Genomic DNA, 24,113 nt, shown 5'->3' with positions numbered 1-24,113 from the left:
CCAAGCCCGCTCCCACATGGGTTATGCGCTAACCTGGCGAATCGCTTACATAACAAGGACCTTACATGGACGTAATAATGGGCCTGCTGGCCGCCCTGCTCTGGGGCGGCACGGATTTTCTCGTGGGTCTCAACGCGCGCGCCGTCGGCGTCAAACGCGCGGTGTACTTCGGCCAGGCCCTCGGTTTCCTGATCATGACCCTGTTGCTGGTCATCTTCCCGGTGTTCCTGTTCAAGTCCCTGAATGCCCCGTTGAGCGTCTGGCTGCTGGGCATTGCCGCCGCCCTGCTCACCGTCTCCGGGGCGCTTGCGCTGTCCAAGGCCTTCGCCCTGGGCAAAGCCGCCATCGTCGCGCCACTGGTGACCTCCTACGGCGTGGTCACCACGCTGCTGTCCTGGGCCAGCGGCGAACACATCAGCCTGATCCAGCTCGGTTGCATCGGCTTATGCGTCCTCGGCGTAATCCTCTCCAGCCTTCACAAGGACAACGGCGTGCCCCATAACAACCCACGCCAGTCCATCGCCTACGCCATGCTCGCAGCAACGCTGTACGGCACCAGTTTCTGGTTGCAAGGCCGCTACACATTGCCCGCGCTGGGGCCGATTACCATGTTGTGGCTGGGTTATTTGGTGGGGTTGTGCGTGCTGGTGGTGATGGTGCTGAAGATCAAAAACGGCCTGAAGATTCCGCCACTGAAAAACTGCGCCACGTTGACCGGCGCGAGTTTGATGAACCTGGGCGGGTTCTCGGCATTTTCGTGGGGGGCGATGGCGGGGTCGGTGTCGGTAGTGACGGTGATCAGCACGTTGTCGGGCGGGATCGCGGCGATCCTGGGGTTTGTGTTTTTCAAGGAGCGGTTGTCAGCGGTGCAGGTCGTGGGCGTAGCGTTGGTGCTGGTCGGGGCGGTGGTTTTGCACCTCGCCGACTAACGCTTGCGCATAAAAAAACCGCCCACGAGGGGCGGTTTTTTTACAACAAGCGAACCTTACAACTGAGGCCCAGCCGCCTTGATCGCATCGCTCACGTCAAACTTCTTGAAGTTCTCGGTGAACAGACCCGCCAGCGCTTTCGCTGCTTCGTCGTAGGCCGCTTTGTCGGCCCAGGTGTTGCGTGGGTTCAACAGGCCAGTCTCAACGCCCGGCACAGCCAATGGCACGTCGAGGTTGATGGTATCGAGGTGTTCGGTTTCAGCACCGATCAACGCGCCGCTCTGGATCGCTGCGATAACGCCGCGCGTGGTCGGGATGTTGAAGCGCTTGCCGACGCCATAGCCACCGCCGGTCCAGCCGGTGTTGACCAGGTAAACCTTGGAGCCGAAGCCACGGATACGCTTGATCAGCAGCTCAGCGTATTCGCCAGCCGGGCGTGGGAAGAACGGCGCGCCGAAGCAGGTGGAGAACGTCGACTTGATGCCGCTGCCGGAACCCATTTCAGTCGAGCCCACCAGTGCGGTGTAGCCGGACAGGAAGTGATAAGCCGCTTGTTCTTCGCTGAGGATCGACACGGGCGGCAGTACGCCGGTCAGGTCGCAGGTCAGGAAGATGACCGCGTTTGGCTCGCCGCCCAGGTTCTTCTCGGAACGCTTGGCAACGTGTTCCAGCGGGTAGGCGGCGCGGCTGTTCTGGGTCAGGCTGACATCGGTGTAGTCGGCGTGCTTGGCCTCGTCGATCACAACGTTTTCCAGCACGGCGCCGTGCTTGATGGCTTTCCAGATGACCGGCTCGTTCTTCTCGGAGAGGTCGATGCACTTGGCATAGCAACCGCCTTCGATGTTGAACACTACGCCTTCGCCCCAGCCGTGTTCGTCGTCACCGATCAGGTAACGGCTTTCGTCGGCCGACAGGGTGGTTTTACCGGTGCCCGACAGACCGAAGAACAGGGTCACGTCGCCTGCTTCGCCGATGTTGGCGGCGCAGTGCATTGGCAGCACGTCGGCGGCCGGCAGCAGGAAGTTCTGCACCGAGAACATGGCTTTTTTCATTTCACCGGCGTAACGCATGCCGGCGATCAGCACTTTCTTCTGGGCGAAGTTGAGGATGACGCAACCGTCGGAGTTGGTGCCATCACGCTCTGGCACGCACTCGAAGTTGGCCACGTTAAGCACTTGCCACTCATCACGACCGGCCGGGTTGTACTGGGCCGGGTTGATGAACAGGCAACGACCGAACAGGTTCTGCCAGGCAGTCTGGGTGGTCATTTTCACGGCCAGGTAGTGGTCTTCTGCAGCCCCTACGTGAACGTGGGAAACAAAATGCTCTTGCGCATTGTTGAAGGCCTCGACGCGAGCCCACAGGGCATCGAACTTGTCGGCCGGGAACTTGCGGTTGATCGGGCCCCAGGCGATTGCGTCCTGGGTGGAAGGCTCTTCAACGATGAAACGGTCGACCGGAGAACGGCCGGTACGATGACCGGTTTCTACGACCAGTGCGCCAGTATCGGCAAGCACGCCTTCACCGCGCTGCAGGGCTTCTTTAACCAGATCGTCAACACTCAGATCGGTGTATACGGCGTTATTGGCTTGCGTCATGAGGTTCCCCGTCGGCCTATGGCCGAGTGCTCCAAACGTTTTGTAGTAGAAAGTTGCGCACTACTACCGCGAAAAAAGTGGGCCGGATTATGCCAGAAAAGCCCAAAAAAAGTAGGGCCCTCCCGTCAGAACTGCGCTAATCCGGCGTTTGTCAGGTGATTTACCTGTGCTTAAACGTTTTAGTGGCGGGTGTCAGAAGGGGTCTCGATGCCTGCCCCAGCGAATAATTGGGCGACATCGGCGGCATCGAACAGGTAGCGCTGGTTGCAGAACTGGCAGTCGATCTCAATATTGCCGCCGTGCTCCACCACCAGATTCTGCGCATCTTCCAGGCCGAGACTGACCAAGGCATTGGCCGAGCGCTCACGGGAACAGCTGCAACGGAAGCGCAGGCCCTGTGCGTCGAACAGGCGCACGGCCTCTTCGTGATAGAGGCGGTGCAGGATGGTTTCGTTGTCCAGGCCCAGCAGCTCTTCAGCGGTCAGGGTACCGGCCAGGGCCGTGAGCTTGCGCCAGCTGTCGGTGCGTTCATCGTCGTCCTTGATGCGGTCGGCCGGCAGTTGCTGCAGCAACAGGCCACGGGCGCGTTTGCCGTCGGCATTGAGCCAGAACTTGGTGCCGACTTGCTGGGACATCACAAAATAGTTGGTGAAGCAGTCCGACAGGGTCTCGCCGTCGAGATCGACAATGCCCTGGTAACGCTGGCCTTCCGTCGGGTCAACAGTGATCGCCAGCACGCCGTTGGCCATCAGGTCGGACAGGGTCGCGTCCGGCGCGATCAAGTCGGCGTCGTAACGGGCCAGGCCACGGATCTCACGCTCGCTGGAACATTCGATCATCAGCATCGGCACCGGGCCTTCGGAGCGCGCCTGCAGAATCAACAAACCGTCGAACTTCATGGTGCCCACCAGCAGCGACGCCGCCGCCATCAACTCCCCGAGCAGTTGCGCGACCGGCTCCGGATAGGGGTGCTTGGCGAGGACTTCGGCGTAGCTGCGCTCCAGCGAGACCAGTTCGCCGCGGGCGTCGTTCTCGTCGAAGATGAAGCGTTGGGTGAAGTCGGTATCCGGTAGATCAGTCATAGGTCTGGTATCTGAATTGATGACAAATTAATTACAAGGTTTATAGAATTAGACGCTTTAGCACCATTTTGGTGCGGTTTTCTAGAGCAGTGGGGGACAGTTTATGAACAATCCGGGTTTGTTCCAAGCCAAGTGGAACCTCGGGGGGTGGGCCTTTTGCAATCTACTCGCTATCGGGCTGCTGGTTTTTTGGCTGTGGCCCACGGGCCAGATGCTGTGTGTGCTATTCGACGAATGGCTGTTTCATCTGTTCAACGACCCGCTGGCCAGCAACCCAGTGTGGTTGCATGTGTGGGCTGTGGCCAGTTTGCGGCCATTTGACGCGGTCGTCGGGGTGATTTTGCTGATGCTACTGATACGTGGCGACTGGGTGTTCAAGGCCGTTCAAGTCCGCCAGGCGTTTTTTGGCTTTTTCGGCATTTTGCTGCTGTTGCTGTTTATCCGCATGCTCTTTTCCAAACTGGCGGCGCAGATGGGCTGGCAGCACAGCAGCCCGTCGATGGTGATCGCTGGCGCGATTCATATGAGTGATTATTTCCCCGGCCTGGAGAAAACCTGGGAGCTGAAGGACCGTTCCAGCCAGAGCTTCCCGGGTGATCATGCTTCAGTGCTGTTGATCTGGGGGCTGTTCATGACGGTGTTTGCCAAGCGCATCAGCCAGGTGCTGGTGATTTGGGGCCTCGCGCTGTTGTTCATGATGCCGCGATTGGTGGCGGGCGCGCATTGGGGACAGGACGATTACATCGGCGGCATGCTGCTGGCGTTGTTGGCGCTGGGCTGGGGGTATTACACGCCGTTTGCTGCGAAGGTGTCGGGGGCTTTGTTGCGGCTGACGGCGCCGGTCTTCGGCTTACTGGGCAAGCTGCCAGTGGTCGGGCGATTGAGCGTCATACGCACAGCCGCTTGAAGCAGTCGATTCAGGTGGGCGCTGGCTTGTCCGCGATAGCGGAGAGTCAGCGCGCACAGTTGATCGCCATGTTGCTGGAGATTCGCAATCAATCATCATTGCCGCTGCCGCGAAACTTGAACAAATCGCGACGCTGCTTCTTGCTCGGTTTGCCATCGGTGGTCATGCCGGTCGCTCCGGCCTTGCGCATGGCCGCGGCGTTTTCGCGCTTGGCAATGCTGGCTTCGGTCTCCGTGTAAAGCGCCTGCGCTTCGGGTGCCCCACGGCGCACCACGGACAGGGCCTGCACGACGACGGTCTTTTCATCAAACCCCGCACGAATCTGCAGTTCATCACCGACGCGCGGTTCCTTGCCCGGCTTGCAGCGCTCACCGCGATGGTGCACCTTGCCACTCTCAATGGCGGCCTTGGCCAAGGCACGGGTTTTAAAGAAACGCGCGGCCCACAGCCACTTGTCCAAACGGACCTTTTCTTCCTCTTCCTGCTTTTGAGCCACTTGAATTCCTCGCTTTGAAAAATGTCGCAACTTTACCGTTGAAGTGCTTCGACGCATAAACCCCAACGCTCACCTAAGATACGCCAGGCACCCACCCTGTTTTCGCGAGGATACGCCGTGACCGATTTTCCTGCTTCACTCACCTCGCCCAACCAGACTTGCGTGGGCTGCCAGCAAAGCGAACCCCTGGGTTTTGATTTTTCGTTCGCCTATCAGCCTATCGTAGACCTTCGGGACCATTCGATCTTCGCCCATGAAGCCTTAGTGCGAGGCCCCAACGGGGAAGGGGCGTTATCAGTGCTGAGTCAGGTCAACAAAAACAACCGTTATCGCTTCGACCAACGCTGCCGCACCCAGGCGATTGCCGGTGCCTCCGCCCTGGGCATGCAAACCCATCTTTCGATCAACTTCATGCCCAATGCCGTTTACCGACCGGAGCTGTGTATTCGCAGCACCCTTGAGGCGGCCCGCGCGCATAACTTTCCGCTGAATCAGCTGATTTTCGAAACACTGGAAAGCGAGCACGTAGATAACTATCGCCATTTGACCAATATTCTGCGTGAATACCGCGAATTCGGCTTCAAGACCGCCATCGACGATTTCGGTGCGGGCTATTCGGGGCTGAACCTGCTGGCTGATTTCCAACCTGACTTGATCAAACTCGACATGGCGCTGATTCGCGATGTCGACCAGGATCGTGTCCGCCAGGTAATCGTCCAGGGGATTGTCACAATCTGTGAGCAGTTGGGCGTTACTGTCATTGCCGAAGGCATCGAAAGTGCCAGCGAGCGTGACTTTCTGTCCGACTGCGGAATATTTCTGATGCAGGGTTATTGGTTCGCCAAGCCTGCATTCAAAGCCCTGGCCGAGGTTTCACCCAAGGCCTGGGCGAACTGACCGGTTACCCATATTGAAGACATTTGACCATTTGACCGTTGTTGGTCTGCGTGAGTGGGTGGCGCTTCCCGACTTGGGAGTGGCTGGCCTGCGCGCGAAGATCGATACCGGTGCCAGCACCTCGAGCCTGCACGCTACCGATATCGAGCCGTTTGAGCGCGACGGAGAGAAGTGGGTGCGCTTTACCGCGCACTTGGGCAGCGTGGTGCAATTGCGTCACCGTCGTTGCGAGGCGCCGCTGGTGACGATGAAAACCATCAAGAGCTCCAACGGCCACGCACAGGTGCGCTATGTGATCAGCACCACCCTGGCGATGGGTGACCGGGTGTGGCGGGTGGAGTTTACCCTCGCCTGCCGCAAGGCCATGCGTTACCGCCTGCTGCTGGGCTCCAAGGCGCTGATTGACGGCCAGTTGGTGGTCAACCCCGGCGTCAAGTACGTTCAAGACAAGCCGGTGTTCCCGGTCTCTACTATTTCTGCCCCAGGTGCTGCATGAAGATTGCTGTGCTGTCGCGAAACCCGCGTCTGTATTCCACCCGCCGCCTGGTCGAGGCCGGCACCGAACGTGGCCATGAAATGGTGGTGATCGACACGTTGCGTGCCTATATGAACATTGCCAGCCACAAACCGCAGATCCACTACCGGGGCAAGCCACTGGAAGGTTTCGATGCGGTGATCCCACGGATCGGCGCGTCGGTGACGTTCTATGGCTGCGCGGTGTTGCGCCAGTTCGAAATGATGGGGGTGTCTCCCCTCAATGAATCGGTGGCCATCGCCCGCTCGCGGGACAAGCTGCGCTCGCTGCAGTTGCTGTCGCGTCGCGGCATCGGCCTGCCGGTGACCGGCTTTGCCCACTCTCCCGATGACATCCCCGACCTGATCGAGATGGTCAACGGTGCGCCGCTGGTGATCAAGGTGCTCGAAGGCACCCAGGGCATCGGCGTGGTGCTGTGCGAAACCGCCACTGCTGCCGAGTCGGTGATCGAGGCGTTCATGGGCCTCAAACAGAACATCATGGTCCAGGAATACATCAAGGAAGCCGGCGGTGCGGATATCCGTTGCTTCGTGGTGGGCGACAAGGTGATTGCAGCGATGAAGCGCCAGGCCAAGCCAGGCGAATTCCGTTCCAACCTGCACCGTGGCGGCAGTGCCAGCCTGATCAAGATCACCCCGGAAGAACGCATGACTGCGCTGCGGGCAGCCAAGGTGATGGGGTTGAGCGTAGCGGGCGTGGATATCTTGCGCTCCAACCACGGGCCATTGGTGATGGAAGTGAATTCATCGCCGGGCCTGGAGGGGATCGAGACCACCACCGGAAAGGATGTGGCGGGGATCATCATTCAGCATCTGGAGAAGAGTGGTGGCCCGAATATGACGCGGACCAAGGGTAAGGGCTGATACGCAGCAAACTTTGGCAGGCGTTAAAAACAAGGTGGGAGCTGGCGTGCCTGCTCCCACATTTGATTCGAGTTGTTTGTCAGACCGCGTCTCTTGGCAGCATCAGGCCAAGCGGCAACCGCACCCGCGCCTCCAGGCCACCCTCTTCCCGGTTGCGCAGTTCAACATTGCCGCCGTGCATCGACGCAATTCGACGCACAATCGCCAACCCCAACCCCGTACCTTTACCACCCCGGGCACGGTCGCCACGGGTGAACGGGTTGAAAATACCTTCCAGTTCCGCTGGGTCGATCCCCGTACCTCGGTCCATCACACTCAACACCACATAAGGCGCGGTGCTGTCGCCGGACACATACGCGGCCACTTCGACACCCGAACCGGCGTGATGCAAAGCGTTGCCGATCAAGTTGTTCAGCAGACGCTTCATTGAAATGCGACGCAGCGCAAACGGCTGGATCGGCTCCAGGCGCATGCACACCTGCTCACCGTTCTGGTTGTAGGGCGCCACCACTTCACGCACCAGTTCCGTCAAGTCGACTTCTTCCACCACCTCATCACGGCCATCGCGGATAAACGCGAGGAACTGGTCAAGAATCGCGTCCATGTCCTCGATATCGCGCACCATGTCATCGGTCAGGTCGGAATGATTGCCCATCAATTCCAGGGACAGGCGCAAGCGCGTCAGCGGTGTGCGCAGGTCATGTGACACGCCCGCCAGCATCAGCTCGCGTTCGCGGCCGGCCTGTTCGACATCTTCGGCCATCTGATTGAACGCGCCGTACACCTCGGTCATCTCACTGGGCGTGTCGCTGATCGGCAGGCGCACGCTGCGCCCTTGTCCCAGTTGGCGAGCGGCAAATACCAGGCGTTTGAGGGGTTGGTTAAGCTGGCGCACGAAAATCCACGCGGACGCCGTTGAAAGCAAGCCGATCGCCAGGAACCAGCCCAGCACGTTCCAGATCTTCTGCCCTCGCAATGGATGCGGGTACAGCGGCACTTTCAGCCAATCCTGCCCCAGGCTTGGCGCGCGCACCCATAACGCCGGTGACACATGCATACGCAACCGCACTTCGGTGTCTTCACCCAGTTCGGCCTGCATCTGGCGTTGGTAAATCTCACTGTAGGGCCAATGCTGCTCGCCTTCCGGCACACCGGCTCCGGCGACGCGAACCAAGGTGGCGGCCTTGGCGATCTTCTCGCGGTTTTCGGGGTCGGCAGCCCAATAGGCGCGCAGTGTCAGGGCAACACCGTGGCTGTATTGTCGATCGACCAGCACGTCTTCGTTCATCAACAGATAAACCAGCGTCAGTGCCTTGGAAAACAGAACGACGATCAGCACCAGCCAAAGGGTGCGGGAGAAGAAACTTTGTGGGAACCACAGCGGGGTTTTCATAGGAGACAGCTAGACACCTTGCAAGAACGAGCGGCGCTCGCAGAATTGCAGACGCCGGGCATCCCGTCGACCCTCATGGAGTCAAACGCCAGGATGCCCGCCCCTGCAAATCATCGGTCACTTGGTTGCAGTGCCATCCGGCACAAACACATAACCCACGCCCCACACGGTCTGGATATACCGTGGCTTGGACGGGTCCGGCTCGATCATCCGGCGCAGACGGGAGATCTGCACGTCGATGGAGCGCTCCAGGGCGTCCCACTCACGGCCACGGGCCAGGTTCATCAGCTTGTCGCGGGTCAGCGGCTGGCGAGCATTCATCACCAGGGCCTTGAGCACAGCGAATTCACCGGTGGTGAGCATGTGCACTTCTTCGCCACGCTTGAGCTCACGCGTCGCCAGCGACAGTTCGTAGTCGCCAAAGGTGACGCTTTCGTCTTCGCTGCCCGGCGCACCAGGAACCGGAGCTGCCTGGCGACGGAGTACGGCTTTGACCCGGGCCATCAACTCGTCAGGGTTGAACGGCTTGGCCAGGTAGTCATCAGCGCCCAGTTCGAGGCCCTTGATGCGGCTCAGCTCATCGCCCTTGGCGGTGAGCATGATGATTGGAATCTGGTTGTTCGCACCGCGCAGGCGCTTGCAGGCGGTGAGGCCGTCTTCGCCGGGCAACATCAGGTCGAGCACGACCAGATTGAAGACTTCGCGCCCCAACAGGCGGTCCATCTGCTCGGTGTTCGGCACCGCGCGTGCACGGTAGCCCTTGGAGTTGAAAAAACGCTCCAGCAGGCTGCTCAGCCCCGGATCGTCATCAACGATGAGAATTTTTTCGCCTTCAGCAGTTTGTGCAGTGCTGCTCATTAGATGCTCCTCTTATCTCGGCGCGCATTATGGCGTAGCTGCCGTTATACGCACCGTGTGCATTGTTAGCAGATTTTTCCTCCACCGCCAGCGAACCCGCGTCCTACAACCACCGGTGCAGTACCCCCCAAGGGCAGAACGCTGGTTATAATGCGGCGCCTTCGTGCAGGGCACTGTCAGACTTTACTGTTTACTGCCTCAGCAGTTTTTTCAGCGGCGGGCAGCAATTTCCCGATTTCGCGGGTCAATAGGCAGCCTATCGACCCAGGCAGCGGCGCCGATAGCGCCGCTCAACCAGCCTCGCAACGCCTTGTTTTCCGGGCCTGCGAGCTGCTTTCAGAATTTCAGGTGGTTTTATGGACAGCATCAACAGCCGCATTGCCGAGGAACTCGGTGTACGCCCACAACAGGTCGAAGCGGCCGTCGCTCTACTGGATGAAGGCTCCACGGTGCCTTTCATCGCCCGTTACCGTAAAGAAGTGACCGGCAGCCTCGACGACACCCAGTTGCGTCACCTGGAAGAGCGCCTGCGCTACCTGCGAGAACTCGACGAACGGCGCATCAGCATCCTCGCCAGCATCGAGGAGCAGGGCAAGTTGACGCCGCAATTGGAGCGCGACATCAAGCTCGCCGACACCAAGACCCGCCTCGAAGACCTTTACCTGCCGTACAAACAGAAACGCCGCACCAAGGGCCAGATCGCCCTGGAAGCCGGCCTGGGCGACCTGGCTGACGGCCTGTTCAATGACCCGTCGCTGACCCCGGAAACTGAAGCCGCGCGCTTTATCGACGCCGAAAAAGGCGTCGCCGACGTCAAGGCCGCCCTCGAAGGCGCCAAGTACATCTTGATGGAGCGTTTCGCCGAAAACGCCAGCCTGTTGGAAAAACTGCGCGCCTACCTCAAGCAGGAAGCCATCCTCAGCGCCCGCGTCATCGCCGGCAAAGAGGAAGAAGGCGCCAAGTTCCGCGATTACTTCGAGCACGATGAACCGCTGAAAAGTATGCCATCCCACCGCGCACTCGCGATTTTCCGAGGTCGCAACGAAGGCATTCTCAGCTCCGCGCTGAAAGTCGGCGACGAGCTGCCGGGCACCATGCACCCGTGCGAAGGCATGATCGGTCAACAATTCGGCATCCAGAATCAAAACCGTCCTGCGGACAAGTGGCTCAGTGAAGTCGTGCGCTGGACCTGGAAGGTCAAGCTCTACACTCACCTGGAAACCGACCTGCTCGGCGAACTGCGCGACGGCGCCGAAACCGAAGCGATCAACGTGTTCGCCCACAACCTGCACGACCTGCTGCTGGCCGCACCGGCCGGCCCGCGCGCCACACTGGGCCTCGACCCAGGCCTGCGTACCGGTTGCAAGGTTGCCGTGGTCGACTCCACGGGCAAGCTGCTGGACCACGCCACCGTGTACCCGCATGTGCCGCACAACAAGTGGGACCAGACCCTGGCGATCCTCGCCGCGCTGTGCGCCAAGCACGCCGTGGACCTGATCGCCATCGGCAACGGCACCGCCAGCCGTGAAACCGACAAGTTGGCCGCCGAGCTGATCAAAAAATACCCAGCCATGAAGATGACCAAAGTCATGGTCTCCGAGGCCGGTGCTTCGGTGTACTCGGCCTCGGAACTGGCCTCCAAGGAATTCCCGGACCTCGACGTGTCGATCCGTGGCGCGGTCTCCATTGCTCGCCGCCTGCAAGACCCGTTGGCCGAGTTGGTGAAAATCGACCCTAAATCCATCGGTGTCGGCCAGTACCAGCACGACGTATCGCAGCTGAAACTCGCACGCGGCCTGGATGCGGTGGTGGAAGACTGCGTAAACGCCGTGGGCGTGGACGTGAACACTGCCTCCGTGGCGCTGCTGGCGCGCATCTCCGGCCTTAACGCCACCCTGGCGCAGAACATCGTCACCCACCGCGACGAGAATGGCGCGTTCAAAACCCGTGCGGCACTGAAAAAAGTCGCACGCCTGGGCGAAAAAACCTTCGAGCAGGCCGCAGGCTTCCTGCGTGTAATGAACGGTGATAACCCGCTGGATGCCTCCGCGGTTCACCCGGAAGCCTACCCGCTGGTGCAACGTATTGCCGCCGAGACCGACCGCGACATCCGCTCGCTGATCGGCGACGCCGCGTTCCTCAAGCGCCTGGACCCGAAGAAGTACACCGACGAAACCTTCGGTGTGCCGACCATCACCGACATCCTGCAAGAGCTGGAAAAACCGGGCCGCGACCCGCGTCCCGAGTTCAAGACGGCCGAGTTCCAGGACGGCGTCGAAGACCTCAAGGACTTGCAACTGGGCATGATCCTCGAAGGTGTGGTGACCAACGTGACCAACTTCGGTGCCTTTGTGGACATCGGCGTGCATCAGGACGGTTTGGTGCATATCTCCGCGCTTTCGGAGAAGTTCATCAAGGACCCTCGTGAAGCCGTGAAAGCCGGTGACGTGGTGAAGGTCAAGGTCATGGAAGTCGATATCCCACGCAAACGCGTCGGCCTGTCGATGCGCATGAGCGACACCCCCGGCGAGAAAATCGACGGAGCCCGTGGTGCACGTCCTGGCTCGGCGCCGCGCCAGTCGCAGCACAACGCACCGCGCAAGGAAACCGCCACGGCCGCGCCGAGCAACAACGCCATGGCGTCGCTGTTCGCCAATGCCAAGCAGTTGAAGAAACGTTGATGGAAATTCCAGCCGGTTTGACCCAGAGCGCCTTCAGTGAGCTGATCGGCTGCCGCCTGCAACGCCTTGAAGAAGGCGTTGCCGAGGTGGCCCTGACCCTGGAGCCGCACCTGCGCAACCGCGCGGGCAAGCTCCATGGCGGGGCGATTTTCAGTTTGGTCGATATCACCATGGGGCTGGCCTGCTCCAGTTCCCATGGTTTCGATCAGCAGAGTGCAACCATCGAATGCAAAATCAACTACATCCGCGCCGTGTCTGACGGCGACGTGGTGTGCACCAGCCGGGTGATTCACGCCGGTCGACGCACGTTGGTGGTCGAGGCGGATGTGTACCAGGACGACAAACTGGTCGCAAAAGCACAAGGCACCTTCGCTGTCCTATAGCTCCCCGCCCTCGATTTGAGTTAATTTCGGCGCTGCGACAACATCGTCGGAATTTTCTTGCTGCGCTATAGCCCAATTCATGGAGTGAAGTAGGCTTTTTCAAAGCGGGTCAAATCGACTCAAAACCAGGCGATAACGCCAGTTTTAACTTCACCCTTGTAGACCGTCCTGCCCACCCCCATATTGGGGCGACTGACGCGTGAAGGAATCCAACTTGAGCGAACTTCTCAACCGCCGCCTGGCCTTGCTCGGCAAGCGCGAACACCTCTCCCTGCTAGAGCAGTGCTTGCACGGCATCGAGCGCGAATGCCTGCGCGTCACAGATGAGGGTCGCCTGGCACAAACGCCGCACCCTGAAGCCCTGGGCGCTGCGTTGACCAACGAATTGATCACCACCGACTACTCGGAGTCGCTGCTGGAGTTCATCACTCCCGCCCTGCCCAACCCGGCCGATACCCTGAGCAGCCTGGACAAGATCCATCGTTTTGCCTACAGCAAACTCGGCAACGAGTACCTGTGGAGCCCTTCGATGCCGTGCCCGTTGCCGGCCGAGGAAGATATTCCGATTGCCTACTACGGCACCTCGAATATCGGCCAGCTCAAGTACGTGTACCGCAAGGGCCTGGCCCTGCGCTACGGCAAGACCATGCAGTGCATCGCCGGCATCCACTACAACTTCTCGCTGCCGGAACAGTTGTGGCCGTTGCTCAAGGAAACCGAAGGTTTCGTCGGCACCGACCGCGACTACCAGTCCACCGCCTATATCGCGCTGATCCGTAACTTCCGTCGCTACAGCTGGCTGTTGATGTACCTGTTTGGTGCCTCACCGGCGCTGGACGCCGGCTTCCTGCGCGGTCGCTCGCACCAGTTGGAAGTGTTGGACGCCGACACGCTGTACCTGCCCTACGCCACCAGCCTGCGCATGAGCGACCTGGGTTACCAGAGCAACGCTCAGACGGGCCTGACGCCGTGCTACAACGATCTGAGCAGCTACACCGACAGCCTGCGTGAAGCAGTGGCAACGCCCTACGCACCTTACGTCGAAGTCGGCACCCATAAGGACGGTGAGTGGGTTCAGCTCAACACCAACATCCTGCAGATCGAAAACGAGTACTACTCCAACATTCGCCCCAAGCGCGTCACCTACACCGGCGAACGGCCGATTCAGGCACTGATGGCCCGTGGCATTCAGTACATCGAAGTGCGTTGCCTGGACATCAACCCGTTCCTGCCGATGGGTATCGACCTGCCGGAGTCGCGTTTCCTCGACGCGTTCCTGCTGTACTGCGCGTTGAACGACAGCCCGCTGTTCGCCAACAACGAGTGCGGTAATGCCACCTCCAACTTCCTCAGTGTGGTCAAGGAAGGTCGCCGCCCAGGCCTGCAGTTGCAGCGTGAAGGCCAGCCCGTGGACATGAAGGAATGGGCCACGGAGCTGCTGGAGCAGATTGCGCCGTTGGCCGCGTTGCTTGACGAGAGCCACGGTATCCAGGAACACAGCCAGGCACTGGACGCTCAATTGGCGAAGGTCAAAGACCCTTCTCTGACGCCCTCGGCCCAAGTGCTGGCGGCGATGGCCGAGCGCAAAGAGAGCTTTGCGCAGTTCTCCCTGCACCAAAGCGAGGTGCATGCCGAGCATTTCCGTAAAGAGCCGCTGCCGGCAGCCGAGCAGGCGCGCTTTGAAGAACTGGCGCGCACGTCGCTGGCGCAACAGGCGGAGCTGGAGCAGAACGAAGTGGGCGATTTTGATGTGTTTGTCGGCTCGTACCAGGCGAGCATTCTGGCGATCAGCAACTAAAAAGCCGCGCTCAATCCCTAATGGGAATGGGCTTTATAGGGGAGGGGGCTTGCTCCCGATAGCGAATTCGTCAGTCACCGATCATTGACTGGCCCACCGCCATCGGGCGCAAGCCCCTCGCACATTTGCCCTCATTTGACTGAAGACCGGCTTTCACCTTTCTCCTCATAAGCTAATTCGAAAATGTTATTTATTTTCGGATTCTTAGATCATTTAGTCTCCTCGCACGCCGACCCTCGGCCGCCTGATTGAGGAGCTTCCCCTTGAAACTGCATGTCCCTCTCCGCCTCCTGGCGGCGTTGTCCCTGGCCGGTGCCAGCCTGTTCGCCCAGGCGGCGGATGTGACCATCGCTTACCAGACCACCGTGGACCCGGCCAAAGTCGCCCAGGCCGATGGCGCGTATGAAAAAGCCACCCACGCCAAGATCGACTGGCGCAAATTCGACAATGGCGCCGACATCATCGCCGCCATCGCCTCCGGCGACGTGCAGATCGGCTACCTCGGTTCCAGCCCGCTGACCGCTGCCGTCACCCGCAAAGTACCGGTGGAAACCTTCCTCATCGCCACCCAGATCGGTGGCGCCGAAGCCCTGGTGGCGCGCAATGGTTCGGGGATCAATAGCCCGCAGGACCTGGTCGGCAAAAAAATCGCCGTGCCGTTCGTATCCACCGGCCACTACAGCCTGTTGGCCGCGCTCAAGCACTGGAACATCGACCCGTCGAAAGTCACCATCCTCAACCTCGCGCCACCGGCGATCATCGCCGCCTGGAAGCGCGGTGATATCGATGCGACCTACGTTTGGGACCCCGCCCTGGGTGTGGCCAAGGAAAACGGCAAGGTACTGATCACTTCCGGCGAACTGGCCAAGTTCGGCGCGCCGACTTTCGATGCGTGGATCGTGCGTAAAGACTTCGCCGAAAAGCACCCGGAAATCGTCAGCGCCTTCGCCAACGTCACGCTGGATGCCTACGCCGCGTACCGCAAAGACCCACAAGCCTGGCTCGCCGACCAAAGCAACGTCGACAAACTGGTGAAGCTCTCCGGCGCCAAGGCCAGCGATATCCCACTGCTGCTGCAAGGCAATGTTTACCCACTGGCCGCTGACCAAGTGACGCTGCTGGGCGCACCGACCACCAAAGCCGTGACGGATACCGCCGCGTTCCTCAAGGAACAAGGCAAGGTCGACGCCGTGCTGCCGGACTACGCGCCTTACATCAGCGCCCAGTTCATCACTCACTGATTCAGGAGTTCATTGCGATGGCCTTGCTACAACTGGAGCGCATCAGCGCACAGTACCCAGGCGCCACAGAACCGGTACTGTCTGACATTTCACTCGACCTGGGGCCCCAGCAATTGCTGGTGGCTCTCGGGCCGTCCGGCAGTGGCAAGACCTCGCTGTTGAACCTGATTGCCGGTTTCGTCGAGCCCTCTGCCGGGCGCATCACCCTCGATGGCGTGCCCGTCAAAGGCCCCAGTGCCGAACGTGGCGTGGTGTTCCAGGACGACGCCCTGCTGCCCTGGCAAGACGTGCTGGCCAACGTCGGCTTCGGCCTCGAACTGGCCGGCGTACCCAAGGCGCAACGTGAAGTGCGCGCCCGGGAAATGCTTGCCCTGGTCGACCTGGCCGGTTTCGACAGCCGCCGCATCTGGCAACTCTCCGGTGGCCAGAAGCAGCGTGTGGGCCTGGCCCGTGCCCTGGCGGCCGCCCCTCGCGTGTTGCTGATGGATGAACCCTTCGGCGCGCTGGATGCCTTCACGCGCGAACAGATGCAGGAGTTGCTGCTGCAAGTCTGGCGGCGCACGGCCAAACCGGTATTCCTGATTACTCACGACATCGAAGAAGCGGTCTTTCTCGCCACCGATTTGATCCTGTTGGCGCCCAACCCGGGCCAGATCGTCGAACGCCTGCACCTGGACTTCGGCCAACGCTACGCCGCCGGTGAATCGGCCCGGGCGATCAAGTCCGACCCACGCTTTATCGAAACCCGTGAGCACGTGCTGGGCAAGGTGTTCTCCCAACGGCAGGTGTCCGCATGAGCAGCTATGAACTCCCCGCCACGGCTGCCAAGCCCGTGGCTCTCGCGCCTACCCCGCTACGCCGCAGGCTGAGCACACGCTGGATCAGCGGGCTGACGCTTGGCGCCTTGCTGGCGATCTGGTGGGCCGTGACCGCGACCGGTTTGATCGAGCCCTTGTTCCTGCCGCCACCGTCTGCCGTGTTGCAAAAAGGCTGGCTGCTGGCGACTACGGGCTACATGGACGCTACCTTGTGGCAGCACCTGGGTGCGAGCTTGAGCCGTATCGGCCTGGGCTTGGGCTTTGCAGTGTTGACTGCCGTGCCGGTCGGCATTGCCATCGGCGCCAACCGTATTGCCCGCGGCATTCTCGACCCGCTGATCGAGTTCTACCGGCCGATTCCGCCGTTGGCCTACCTGCCGTTGATTGTGATCTGGTGCGGCATCGGCGAACTGTCCAAGGTGCTGCTGATTTACCTGGCGATTTTCGCGCCCATCGCCATCGCCACCGCGACCGGCGTACGCACGGTCGACCCGGCCAAGCTGCGTGCCGCGCAGTCTTTGGGTGCGAGCCGTGCCCAGTTGATTCGCCATGTGATCCTGCCGAGCGCCCTGCCCGACATCCTCACCGGTGTGCGCATCGGCCTGGGTGTGGGTTGGTCGACGCTGGTCGCCGCCGAGTTGATCGCCGCCACCAGCGGCCTGGGCTTTATGGTGCAGTCGGCAGCGCAGTTCCTGGTCACTGACGTGGTGGTGCTGGGGATTCTGGTAATCGCCCTGATCGCCTTCGCCATGGAAATGGGCCTGCGTGCCCTGCAACGCAAATGGGTGCCTTGGCATGGCCAGGCACACTAAGTGAGAACAGCATGAGCAGCCTGACCGTTACGCCATTAAGCACCGCCCTGGGCGCCCAGATCAGCGGCGTCGATATCACCCAGCCGCTGAGCCCGGAACAACGCAACGCCATCGAACAGGCGTTGCTCACCCACTCGGTGCTGTTCTTCCGCGGCCACGCCATCACGCCGCAGCAACAGGCACGCTTTGCGGCCCATTTTGGTGACCTGCATATTCACCCGATCTACCCCAACGTGCCGGAACAACCGGAAGTGCTGATCCTCGACACCGCGGTGACCGATGTGCGTGACAACGCGGTGTGGCACACCGACGTGACCTTTCTGCCGACGCCTGCACTCGGTGCAGTGCTCAGCGCCAAGCGGCTGCCGGCGTTCGGCGGCGACACGTTATGGGCCAGCGGCATTGCGGCGTACGAGGCGTTGTCGGCGCCGCTCAAGCGCCTGCTCGATGGCCTGACGGCGACTCACGATTTCACTAAATCCTTCCCGCTGGAGCGTTTTGGTAATACGGCCGAAGACTTCGCTCGTTGGGAAGCAACCCGCAAGAAGAACCCGCCCCTGTCGCACCCGGTGGTGCGTACACACCCGGTGAGCGGGCGTAAGTCGCTGTTTGTCAGTGATGGCTTCACCACCAAAATCAACGAGCTGGAGCCGGCTGAAAGCGAGGCAATGTTGAAACTGCTGTTCGCCCACGCAACACGGCCGGAATTCACCATTCGCTGGCGCTGGCAGGAGAATGACGTGGCGTTCTGGGATAACCGCGTGACCCAGCATTACGCGGTGGATGACTACCGGCCGCAGCGGCGGGTGATGCATCGCGCCACGATTCTGGGCGACGTGCCCTTCTAAGCCAGGCACAACCTCTGCATCAATGAAGATCAAACTGTGGGAGCGGGCTTGCTCGCGAAAGCGCAGTGTCAGCCAACAAATTCATCGACTGATTCACCGCCATCGCGGGCAAGCCCGGCTCCCACATTGACCGCGTACCAGCGGGTGAATTGGCCACACTGAAGATCAAACTGTGGGAGCGGGCTTGCTCGCGAATGCGCAGTGTCAGCCAACAAATTCATCGACTGATTCACCGCCGTCGCGAGCAAGCCCGCTCGCACATTGACCGCGTACCAACGAGTGAATTGGCCACACTGAAGATCAAACTGTGGGAGCGGGCTTGCTCGCGAATGCGGAGTGTCAGCCAACAGATTCATCGACTGATTCACCGCCATCGCGGGCAAGCCCGGCTCCCACATTGACCGCGTACCAGCGGGTGAATTGGCCACACTGAAGATCAAACTGTGGGAGCGGGCTTGCTCGCGAAAGCGCAGTGTCAGCCAACAAATTCATCGACTGACTCACCGCCATCGCGGGCAAGCCCGGCTCCCACATTGACCGCGTGCTAACGAGTGAATTGACCCCACTGAAGATCAAACTGTGGGAGCGGGCTTGCTCGCGAATGCGCAGTGTCAGCCAACAGATTCATCGACTGATTCACCGCCATCGCGAGCAAGCCCGGCTCCCACATTGACCGCGTACCAACGAGTGAATTGACCACACTGAAGATCAAACTGTGGGAGCGGGCTTGCTCGCGAAAGCGCAGTGTCAGCCAACAAATTCATCGACTGATTCACCGCCGTCGCGGGCAAGCCTGGCTCCCACATTGACCGCGTACCAACGAGTGAATTGACCCCACTGAAGATCAAACTGTGGGAGCGGGCTTGCTCGCGAAAGCGCAGTGTCAGCCAACAGATTCATCGACTGATCCACCGCCATCGCGGGCAAGCCCGCTCGCACATTTTTGACCGGGTTGTGCCAGCTTATTCAGCAGTGGACGGTTTTTCCCACAGGTTGATCCCGCCTTCCTGCGCAAACCGATCAATCTCCGCCAATTCTTCTGCACTGAAGTTCAGGTTCTTCAACGCACCGACGTTTTCAATGATCTGCTCCGGCCGACTCGCACCAATCAAGGCACTGGTCACCCGTGGGTCACGCAGGGTCCAGGCCAGGGCCAGTTGCGCCAGGCTCTGGCCACGGCGCTTGGCGATTTCATTCAACCCGCGCACATGGGCGATGTTGGCCTCGGACAAGTGCTTGGCCTGCAACGATCCGCCACCTGGACGGTTGACCCGCGCATCGGCCGGTACGCCGTTGAGGTACTTGTCGGTCAGCAAACCCTGGGCCAGCGGCGTGAATGCAATCACCCCGGCACCGAGTTCCTCGGTGGTGTCCAGCAGGTCTTTTTCGACCCAGCGGTTGAGCAGGTTGTACGCCGGCTGGTGGATCAGCAACGGTACTTTCCACTCCTTGAGCAACGCCGCCATTTCGCGGGTTTTCACGCCGGAATAAGACGAGATACCGATGTACAACGCCTTGCCTTGTTGCACGGCCGTGGCCAAAGCGCTGGCGGTTTCTTCCAACGGGGTGTCGGCGTCGAAACGGTGCGAGTAAAAAATATCCACGTAGTCAACGCCCAGGCGTTGCAGGCTCTGGTCCAGGCTCGCCAGCACGTATTTGCGCGAACCGCCGCCCTGGCCGTAGGGGCCGGGCCACATGTCCCAACCGGCTTTGCTGGAGATGATCAGTTCGTCGCGGTAGTGCTTGAAGTCTTCACGCAGCAAGCGGCCGAAGTTGATCTCGGCGCTGCCATAGGGCGGGCCGTAGTTGTTGGCCAGGTCGAAGTGGTTGATACCCAGGTCGAACGCGGTACGCAGCAAGGCGCGCTGGGTGTCGATCGGGGTGCTGTCGCCAAAGTTGTGCCACAGGCCCAGGGAGAGTGCCGGCAGCACCAGTCCACTGCGGCCTACGCGGCGATACGGAATAGATTCATAGCGGTTTTCGGCAGCAATATAAGTCATCGAATCCTCTCTTGAACTTAGGGCAAATAAGGCCCGGGAATAACGCTATTCCCAGGCCTTTTAAGCGGCTGAATCGCTTAAGTCTGCCCTTTCGTTTTACAGCAATTTCCTACCAGAGTGGAACGACATAGCTGACATAGAAGCGGTTTTCATCTTGTACGGTGGCGCCGGTAATGTCCGGGCTCGCATGTGCGTTTTTCCAGGTAACGCCCAGGCCTTTGAGGGTGCCGGTGGGTACTTGGTAAGCCACGGCAATGTTGCGTTCCCATTCGCTGGTATCGCCCTGTGCCGTGCGGATGTCATCGCCATGGGCGTAAGCGGCGGAAAAGGTCAGGCCGTTGAGGCCGAGCTTACCGAAGTCATATTTGTATTGGGCCAGCCACGTGCGTTCGCCGGCGTGCTGGAATTTGTTCAACTGCATGTTGGTCAGCGCCGGGGTGTCGGCACCTGAGCCTGGGCCTTGGCGCGCGTCACCGCTGTTCAGGCCGGAGTCGAGGTAGGGGAAGTCGCTGTCGCCGCTGTTTTTCTGGATACCGAGGCCAACGGTGTGGCCGTCCAGGCTGTAGCTCTCAAGCAAACTGGCGGTGGTTTGGTTGATGCGGCCTTTGCTGGTGCCATCGCCGTAGAGGCCTGCGCCGGCAAAGTCTTTATCGCCATCGGCGTTGGCGCCCACACCCAGGCTGCGGAACACACGGACGTCGGTGTCGATCGCGCCCACGGACAAGGCGTCATGACGCTTGGCGCCGAGGAAGAACTGCTGGTAGTAGTCCTCAAGGTTGGAGTACCACAGGCTGACGGTGGTGTTCTGTATGCCGGTGTAATCGGCACCACCGAACAGGAAGCGGTCGCTCTCTTTGGTGCCACCTGCGGTAATCATCCCCTGGTCGCCGGTTTCGTTGCGGATCTTGGTCTTGAAGATATCGCCGCCAGTGAACGTGAAGTCGCTGAGGTCCTTGGAGACCAGTTGCACACCGGTGTTGGTCTGTTGATACAAGCGACCGTCGGTGTTGGCCAGCACCGGGTTGTTGCCGTAGAGCGTGCCGAGGCGCAATTCATCTTTGGCGAAGCGCATTTTGAATGTCGGGCTCAGCACGCCGAACTGGTCAGCCGACTTGCCGTCATCCAGCGGGAACATGCTGCCGGGGTAGCGGCCCTGGTGATCCTTGTCATTGAGGTCGCCACCGGAATCCAGTTTCAAACCGTAGAACGCTTGCAGGTCCAGGCCAAAACCTACCGGGCCTTCGGTGTAGCCGGACTTGAAGTTGAACTCGAAACCCTGGCCCCAATCGCGCACGCTGTGGGCCTTGGCGCTGCTGTTCACCACATCATGCCCTTGCTGGTTGAGGTAGCGGTTGAGCAAGGTCACATCGGCGTGGCTGTCGTCGATAAAATCGGCATGGGCGGACAGCATAAAGCTCGCCATGGCGGCACCCACCATAGGGCTTATTAACGTCTTCATTGTTACCGGTCTCCGTCACTGTACTGAAATGAAAGCGTCAAACGCTTCACACAATTACGCAGTGGCCAGATGACAGTTACGCGTCAAAGCGCGGTTGCAACGAATGAAATTAAATTTAAGAAAGCCCCGTAGGACGGGGCTTTGCGGGCTTTTTTGTGCGAGCGGGCGAACCCGCTCCCACAGGTTGCTAGCGCACCAAGTGCAGGAACTGCAGGTGACGCTCGTACTGGTCGAGGATGTCGTTGATGATCTGCTCCTTGGTGTAGCCCACCAGGTCGTAGTCCTGGCTGCCCTCGCTCAAGTGCACTTCCGCCCGGTAATAGCGTCGGTTGTTGAGCTGCTTGGAGCCCATTCCACCGCGTGCAAAGGACGGCGTGAAATAGCCGCGCATCTGCACCTGGTACACGAACGGATGCTCTTCGCCGTGGCCGATTTCCAGGCTGACGCTGTCGTTGGACGGGTCGGGCTGGGTGACGACGTTGAGGCCTTTTTCGACAAACACCGCCGTCACTTCTTCGATCGCAGGGCGCACCGTGGTTTCAAGGAAACGGTACACCTCATCGCGCGACGGGAAATGCACGGCCTGGGTCAGACGCTGGCGCCATCCGCCCGTGCCCTTGCGTGAACCGGACACCGGCGCGAGGGAATGCATCTGGGCGATCTGCTTTTGCGATTCGAGGTAGAACGCCTTGTGCAGCCCCCACATCATCAACAGCAGGATCAGCGAGAACGGCAACGAGGTCAGTACCACCGCGGATTTCAACGAGTCGATACTGCCGGCAAACAACAAGGCACTGGTGACCAGCGCGGTCATTGCGCCCCAGAACACACGCAGCCACTTCGGCCCGTCTTCATCGGCGTTGCCGCCTTTGGACGACAGGGTCGACAGCACCACGGTGCCGGAGTCGGCCGAGGTGACGAAGAACACGAAGCTGATAAACACCGTGACGGCGATCACCGTCTTGCTCCACGGGTAGGTTTCCAGCAGCAAGTAGAGGCTCATCGACGGGTCGTCGATGGCCGACTGGCCGAGGGCGGTCATCCCGTGGTTGAGTACCTGGTCGATGGCGCTGTTGCCGAAGATCGACATCCACGCCAGGGTAAAGCCCAACGGAATCAGCAGTACGCCAAACACGAATTCGCGGATGGTACGCCCGCGGGAAATGCGTGCGATAAACAGGCCCACGAACGGCGACCATGCAATCCACCAGGCCCAGTAGAACACCGTCCAACCGCCCAGCCAGTCGCTGGGTTTGTCGTAGGCGTAGACATCGAAGCTCTTGGTCGGCAACGCGCCGAGGTAGTCACCGATGTTCTGGATCAGGGTGTTGAGCAAGTGCTGGGTGGGCCCGGCGAACAACACAAACAGCAGCAGCGCACAGGCCAGCAGCATGTTGATGTCGGACATGACCCGCACGCTCTTGTCCACGCCAGCAACGGCGACGAGGATCGCCGCGCCCATCATCAGTGTGATCAGGCCGACCTGGATCCACTGGGTGTGGGCAATGCCGAACAGGTAGTCCAGGCCTGAGTTGAGGTGCAGCACACCAAAACCCATGTCGGCGCCCAGGCCGAATACCGTGGCGATGATGCCGAAGCCATCCACCGCGTAACCGATGGGGCCATTGATGCGTTTGCCGATCAGCGGGTACAGCGCCGAGCGTAGCGCCAGCGGCAGGTTATGCCGGTAGGCGAAATACGCCAGGGCCATGCCGACAAAGGCGAACACGCCCCAGCCATGCAGGCCCCAGTGCAGAAACAGGATCTGCATGGCCTGGCGCGCGGCGTCGGCGTTCAGCGGGGCGCCCTGGGGCGGTTGCACCAGATGCGTCAGCGGCTCCGACACGCAAAAGAAAAACAGCGTGATGCTGATCCCGGCGGCAAACAGCATGCCCGCCCAGGACAGGTAACTGAATTCGGGCTCGTCGTGGTCGGCACCGAGTTTTATCTTGCCGTAGCCCGATAGCGCGGTGACCACCACGAAGACCAGATACAGGGTCATCGCCAGCATGTAGTACCAGCCGACCGTATTGGCCGCCCAGTTTTGCGCCGCCAGCAACCAGGCCCCGGCCTGTTGCGGGATAGCGATGACAGTGATGCCGAACAGCAGGATAAAGCTTGCGGCAAAGTAGAAAACCGGCGCATTCATGCGCACCAGGCCGCTGGATGGGGTGGACGATGCACTCATGAACGATGCACCCCGAAGGTGTGGGATGTGGCTGTAAATAACGGACTCAGCAAAGGTAAGCCTCCTGTTGTGAGCGGGCAGCGAACCGCCGGATTTAACTTGAACGAACATTCAAGTTAAACATGAATAGGCGGTTTTGGACTAATCGCAAGGCTGAGCGGTAGATAGTTCCTACACTAGCTCAAGGATTGGTATGACGGCTGGTGATGGCAAAACGTTCAGCGATTATTGAGTGAAAACTTACCCAAAGCTGGAATGCCGTGCACTGTGGGAGCTGGCTTGCCTGCGATAGTGCCGGATCAGACATACCGCCATCGCAGGCAAGCC

At 60.2% G+C, this 24,113-nt stretch carries 20 protein-coding genes; 12 read left to right on the top strand and 8 right to left on the bottom strand.

Translation table 11 applies throughout. From position 1 onward, the window contains the following. Positions 1 to 65: 65 nt before the first annotated feature. The gene (locus A7D21_RS27270; RefSeq protein ID WP_256556511.1) at positions 66 to 929 is read left to right on the top strand and encodes a DMT family transporter; all 864 of its coding nucleotides are present in this window, start codon (positions 66 to 68) and stop codon (positions 927 to 929) included. Positions 930 to 985: 56 nt separating this feature from the next. Here A7D21_RS27270 and A7D21_RS27265 read toward each other — a convergent pair whose 3' ends face one another. Both A7D21_RS27265 and hslO read right to left on the bottom strand, forming a co-directional pair. Continuing rightward, positions 986 to 2,527 (bottom strand): phosphoenolpyruvate carboxykinase, encoded by a 1,542-nt coding sequence (locus A7D21_RS27265; RefSeq protein WP_069553134.1) that lies wholly within the window; start codon positions 2,525 to 2,527, stop codon positions 986 to 988. Positions 2,528 to 2,706: 179 nt separating this feature from the next. After that, positions 2,707 to 3,609: an Hsp33 family molecular chaperone HslO gene (hslO, locus tag A7D21_RS27260; protein ID WP_053255751.1), complete on the bottom strand. Its 903-nt coding sequence runs from the start codon at positions 3,607 to 3,609 to the stop codon at positions 2,707 to 2,709. 103 nt (positions 3,610 to 3,712) lie between these two features. Between hslO and A7D21_RS27255 the strand changes: the two genes are divergently transcribed. Then, positions 3,713 to 4,516, top strand: coding sequence for a phosphatase PAP2 family protein (locus A7D21_RS27255; protein WP_069553133.1), 804 nt, complete (start codon positions 3,713 to 3,715; stop codon positions 4,514 to 4,516). Positions 4,517 to 4,604: 88 nt separating this feature from the next. On the opposite strand, the gene A7D21_RS27250 is transcribed toward A7D21_RS27255, so the two are convergent. Beyond that, a complete protein-coding gene (locus tag A7D21_RS27250; protein ID WP_053255749.1) occupies positions 4,605 to 5,012 on the bottom strand; it encodes an RNA-binding S4 domain-containing protein in 408 nt (135 codons plus the stop codon). A 117-nt stretch (positions 5,013 to 5,129) separates the two neighbouring features. Between A7D21_RS27250 and A7D21_RS27245 the strand changes: the two genes are divergently transcribed. The 3 genes from A7D21_RS27245 to rimK are packed head-to-tail and all read left to right on the top strand — an operon-like array spanning position 5,130 to position 7,307. Continuing rightward, positions 5,130 to 5,909: an EAL domain-containing protein gene (locus A7D21_RS27245; RefSeq protein WP_069553132.1), complete on the top strand. Its 780-nt coding sequence runs from the start codon at positions 5,130 to 5,132 to the stop codon at positions 5,907 to 5,909. A gap of 31 nt (positions 5,910 to 5,940) precedes the next feature. After that, positions 5,941 to 6,405: an ATP-dependent zinc protease gene (locus A7D21_RS27240; protein WP_169876466.1), complete on the top strand. Its 465-nt coding sequence runs from the start codon at positions 5,941 to 5,943 to the stop codon at positions 6,403 to 6,405. Next, positions 6,402 to 7,307 carry a 30S ribosomal protein S6--L-glutamate ligase gene (rimK, locus tag A7D21_RS27235; protein ID WP_003213178.1) on the top strand — a complete coding sequence of 302 codons (906 nt, stop codon included), beginning with the start codon at positions 6,402 to 6,404 and terminating at the stop codon, positions 7,305 to 7,307. The genes A7D21_RS27240 and rimK overlap by 4 nt, the downstream gene beginning before the upstream one ends. Before the next feature lie 79 nt (positions 7,308 to 7,386). Here the strand turns inward: rimK and A7D21_RS27230 are convergent, their stop codons facing one another. Continuing rightward, complete coding sequence (locus A7D21_RS27230; protein WP_069553131.1) at positions 7,387 to 8,700, bottom strand: ATP-binding protein; 1,314 nt, start codon at positions 8,698 to 8,700, stop codon at positions 7,387 to 7,389. A gap of 117 nt (positions 8,701 to 8,817) precedes the next feature. Beyond that, the gene (gene ompR, locus A7D21_RS27225; RefSeq protein ID WP_053255745.1) at positions 8,818 to 9,558 is read right to left on the bottom strand and encodes a two-component system response regulator OmpR; all 741 of its coding nucleotides are present in this window, start codon (positions 9,556 to 9,558) and stop codon (positions 8,818 to 8,820) included. Between the two features lie 356 nt (positions 9,559 to 9,914). Here ompR and A7D21_RS27220 point away from each other — a divergent pair, with 356 nt between their 5' ends. From A7D21_RS27220 to tauD, 7 genes are all read left to right on the top strand, one after another. Beyond that, positions 9,915 to 12,239 carry a Tex family protein gene (locus tag A7D21_RS27220; protein ID WP_053255744.1) on the top strand — a complete coding sequence of 775 codons (2,325 nt, stop codon included), beginning with the start codon at positions 9,915 to 9,917 and terminating at the stop codon, positions 12,237 to 12,239. Then, positions 12,239 to 12,622 carry a PaaI family thioesterase gene (locus A7D21_RS27215; RefSeq protein ID WP_069553130.1) on the top strand — a complete coding sequence of 128 codons (384 nt, stop codon included), beginning with the start codon at positions 12,239 to 12,241 and terminating at the stop codon, positions 12,620 to 12,622. Before A7D21_RS27220 ends, A7D21_RS27215 begins: the two co-directional genes overlap by 1 nt. Before the next feature lie 214 nt (positions 12,623 to 12,836). After that, positions 12,837 to 14,420 carry a glutamate--cysteine ligase gene (gene gshA / locus A7D21_RS27210; protein ID WP_069553129.1) on the top strand — a complete coding sequence of 528 codons (1,584 nt, stop codon included), beginning with the start codon at positions 12,837 to 12,839 and terminating at the stop codon, positions 14,418 to 14,420. Positions 14,421 to 14,683: 263 nt separating this feature from the next. Then, positions 14,684 to 15,661 carry a taurine ABC transporter substrate-binding protein gene (tauA, locus tag A7D21_RS27205; protein ID WP_053255741.1) on the top strand — a complete coding sequence of 326 codons (978 nt, stop codon included), beginning with the start codon at positions 14,684 to 14,686 and terminating at the stop codon, positions 15,659 to 15,661. A gap of 17 nt (positions 15,662 to 15,678) precedes the next feature. Beyond that, complete coding sequence (gene tauB / locus A7D21_RS27200) at positions 15,679 to 16,458, top strand: taurine ABC transporter ATP-binding subunit (RefSeq protein ID WP_069553128.1); 780 nt, start codon at positions 15,679 to 15,681, stop codon at positions 16,456 to 16,458. After that, on the top strand, positions 16,455 to 17,291 hold the full coding sequence (tauC, locus tag A7D21_RS27195) for a taurine ABC transporter permease TauC (protein ID WP_069553127.1): 837 nt from the start codon (positions 16,455 to 16,457) through the stop codon (positions 17,289 to 17,291). Before tauB ends, tauC begins: the two co-directional genes overlap by 4 nt. 11 nt (positions 17,292 to 17,302) lie before the next feature. Then, positions 17,303 to 18,139, top strand: a complete 837-nt coding sequence (gene tauD / locus A7D21_RS27190) for a taurine dioxygenase (protein ID WP_069553126.1) — start codon at positions 17,303 to 17,305, stop codon at positions 18,137 to 18,139. Positions 18,140 to 19,101: 962 nt separating this feature from the next. Here the strand turns inward: tauD and mgrA are convergent. From mgrA to betT, 3 genes are all read right to left on the bottom strand, one after another. Further along, complete coding sequence (mgrA, locus tag A7D21_RS27180; RefSeq protein ID WP_053255735.1) at positions 19,102 to 20,139, bottom strand: L-glyceraldehyde 3-phosphate reductase; 1,038 nt, start codon at positions 20,137 to 20,139, stop codon at positions 19,102 to 19,104. Between the two features lie 109 nt (positions 20,140 to 20,248). Continuing rightward, positions 20,249 to 21,577, bottom strand: coding sequence for an OprD family outer membrane porin (locus A7D21_RS27175; protein ID WP_083272245.1), 1,329 nt, complete (start codon positions 21,575 to 21,577; stop codon positions 20,249 to 20,251). Between the two features lie 208 nt (positions 21,578 to 21,785). Then, on the bottom strand, positions 21,786 to 23,747 hold the full coding sequence (gene betT / locus A7D21_RS27170; RefSeq protein ID WP_171902645.1) for a choline transporter BetT: 1,962 nt from the start codon (positions 23,745 to 23,747) through the stop codon (positions 21,786 to 21,788). Positions 23,748 to 24,113: the final 366 nt, after the last annotated feature.

Source organism: Pseudomonas sp. AP19 (assembly GCF_001728855.1).
Classification (GTDB): Bacteria; Pseudomonadota; Gammaproteobacteria; order Pseudomonadales; family Pseudomonadaceae; genus Aquipseudomonas; species Aquipseudomonas fluorescens.
The sequence above is the reverse complement of the archived record's forward strand: the minus strand, read 5'-3'. Positions and strand labels throughout refer to the sequence as shown.

Excerpts from the sequence above, each read along its gene's own strand:
- A7D21_RS27215 (WP_069553130.1), top strand. The coding sequence starts at position 12,239 with ATGGAAATTCCAGCCGGTTTGACCCAGAGCGCCTTCAGTGAGCTGATC.
- A7D21_RS27175 (WP_083272245.1), bottom strand. The coding sequence starts at position 21,577 with ATGGTGGGTGCCGCCATGGCGAGCTTTATGCTGTCCGCCCATGCCGAT.
- A7D21_RS27265 (WP_069553134.1), bottom strand. The coding sequence starts at position 2,527 with ATGACGCAAGCCAATAACGCCGTATACACCGATCTGAGTGTTGACGAT.
- tauD (WP_069553126.1), top strand. The coding sequence starts at position 17,303 with ATGAGCAGCCTGACCGTTACGCCATTAAGCACCGCCCTGGGCGCCCAG.
- A7D21_RS27255 (WP_069553133.1), top strand. The coding sequence starts at position 3,713 with ATGAACAATCCGGGTTTGTTCCAAGCCAAGTGGAACCTCGGGGGGTGG.
- A7D21_RS27220 (WP_053255744.1), top strand. The coding sequence starts at position 9,915 with ATGGACAGCATCAACAGCCGCATTGCCGAGGAACTCGGTGTACGCCCA.
- mgrA (WP_053255735.1), bottom strand. The coding sequence starts at position 20,139 with ATGACTTATATTGCTGCCGAAAACCGCTATGAATCTATTCCGTATCGC.
- rimK (WP_003213178.1), top strand. The coding sequence starts at position 6,402 with ATGAAGATTGCTGTGCTGTCGCGAAACCCGCGTCTGTATTCCACCCGC.
- A7D21_RS27230 (WP_069553131.1), bottom strand. The coding sequence starts at position 8,700 with ATGAAAACCCCGCTGTGGTTCCCACAAAGTTTCTTCTCCCGCACCCTT.
- tauB (WP_069553128.1), top strand. The coding sequence starts at position 15,679 with ATGGCCTTGCTACAACTGGAGCGCATCAGCGCACAGTACCCAGGCGCC.
- tauC (WP_069553127.1), top strand. The coding sequence starts at position 16,455 with ATGAGCAGCTATGAACTCCCCGCCACGGCTGCCAAGCCCGTGGCTCTC.
- betT (WP_171902645.1), bottom strand. The coding sequence starts at position 23,747 with ATGAATGCGCCGGTTTTCTACTTTGCCGCAAGCTTTATCCTGCTGTTC.
- ompR (WP_053255745.1), bottom strand. The coding sequence starts at position 9,558 with ATGAGCAGCACTGCACAAACTGCTGAAGGCGAAAAAATTCTCATCGTT.
- hslO (WP_053255751.1), bottom strand. The coding sequence starts at position 3,609 with ATGACTGATCTACCGGATACCGACTTCACCCAACGCTTCATCTTCGAC.
- A7D21_RS27270 (WP_256556511.1), top strand. The coding sequence starts at position 66 with ATGGACGTAATAATGGGCCTGCTGGCCGCCCTGCTCTGGGGCGGCACG.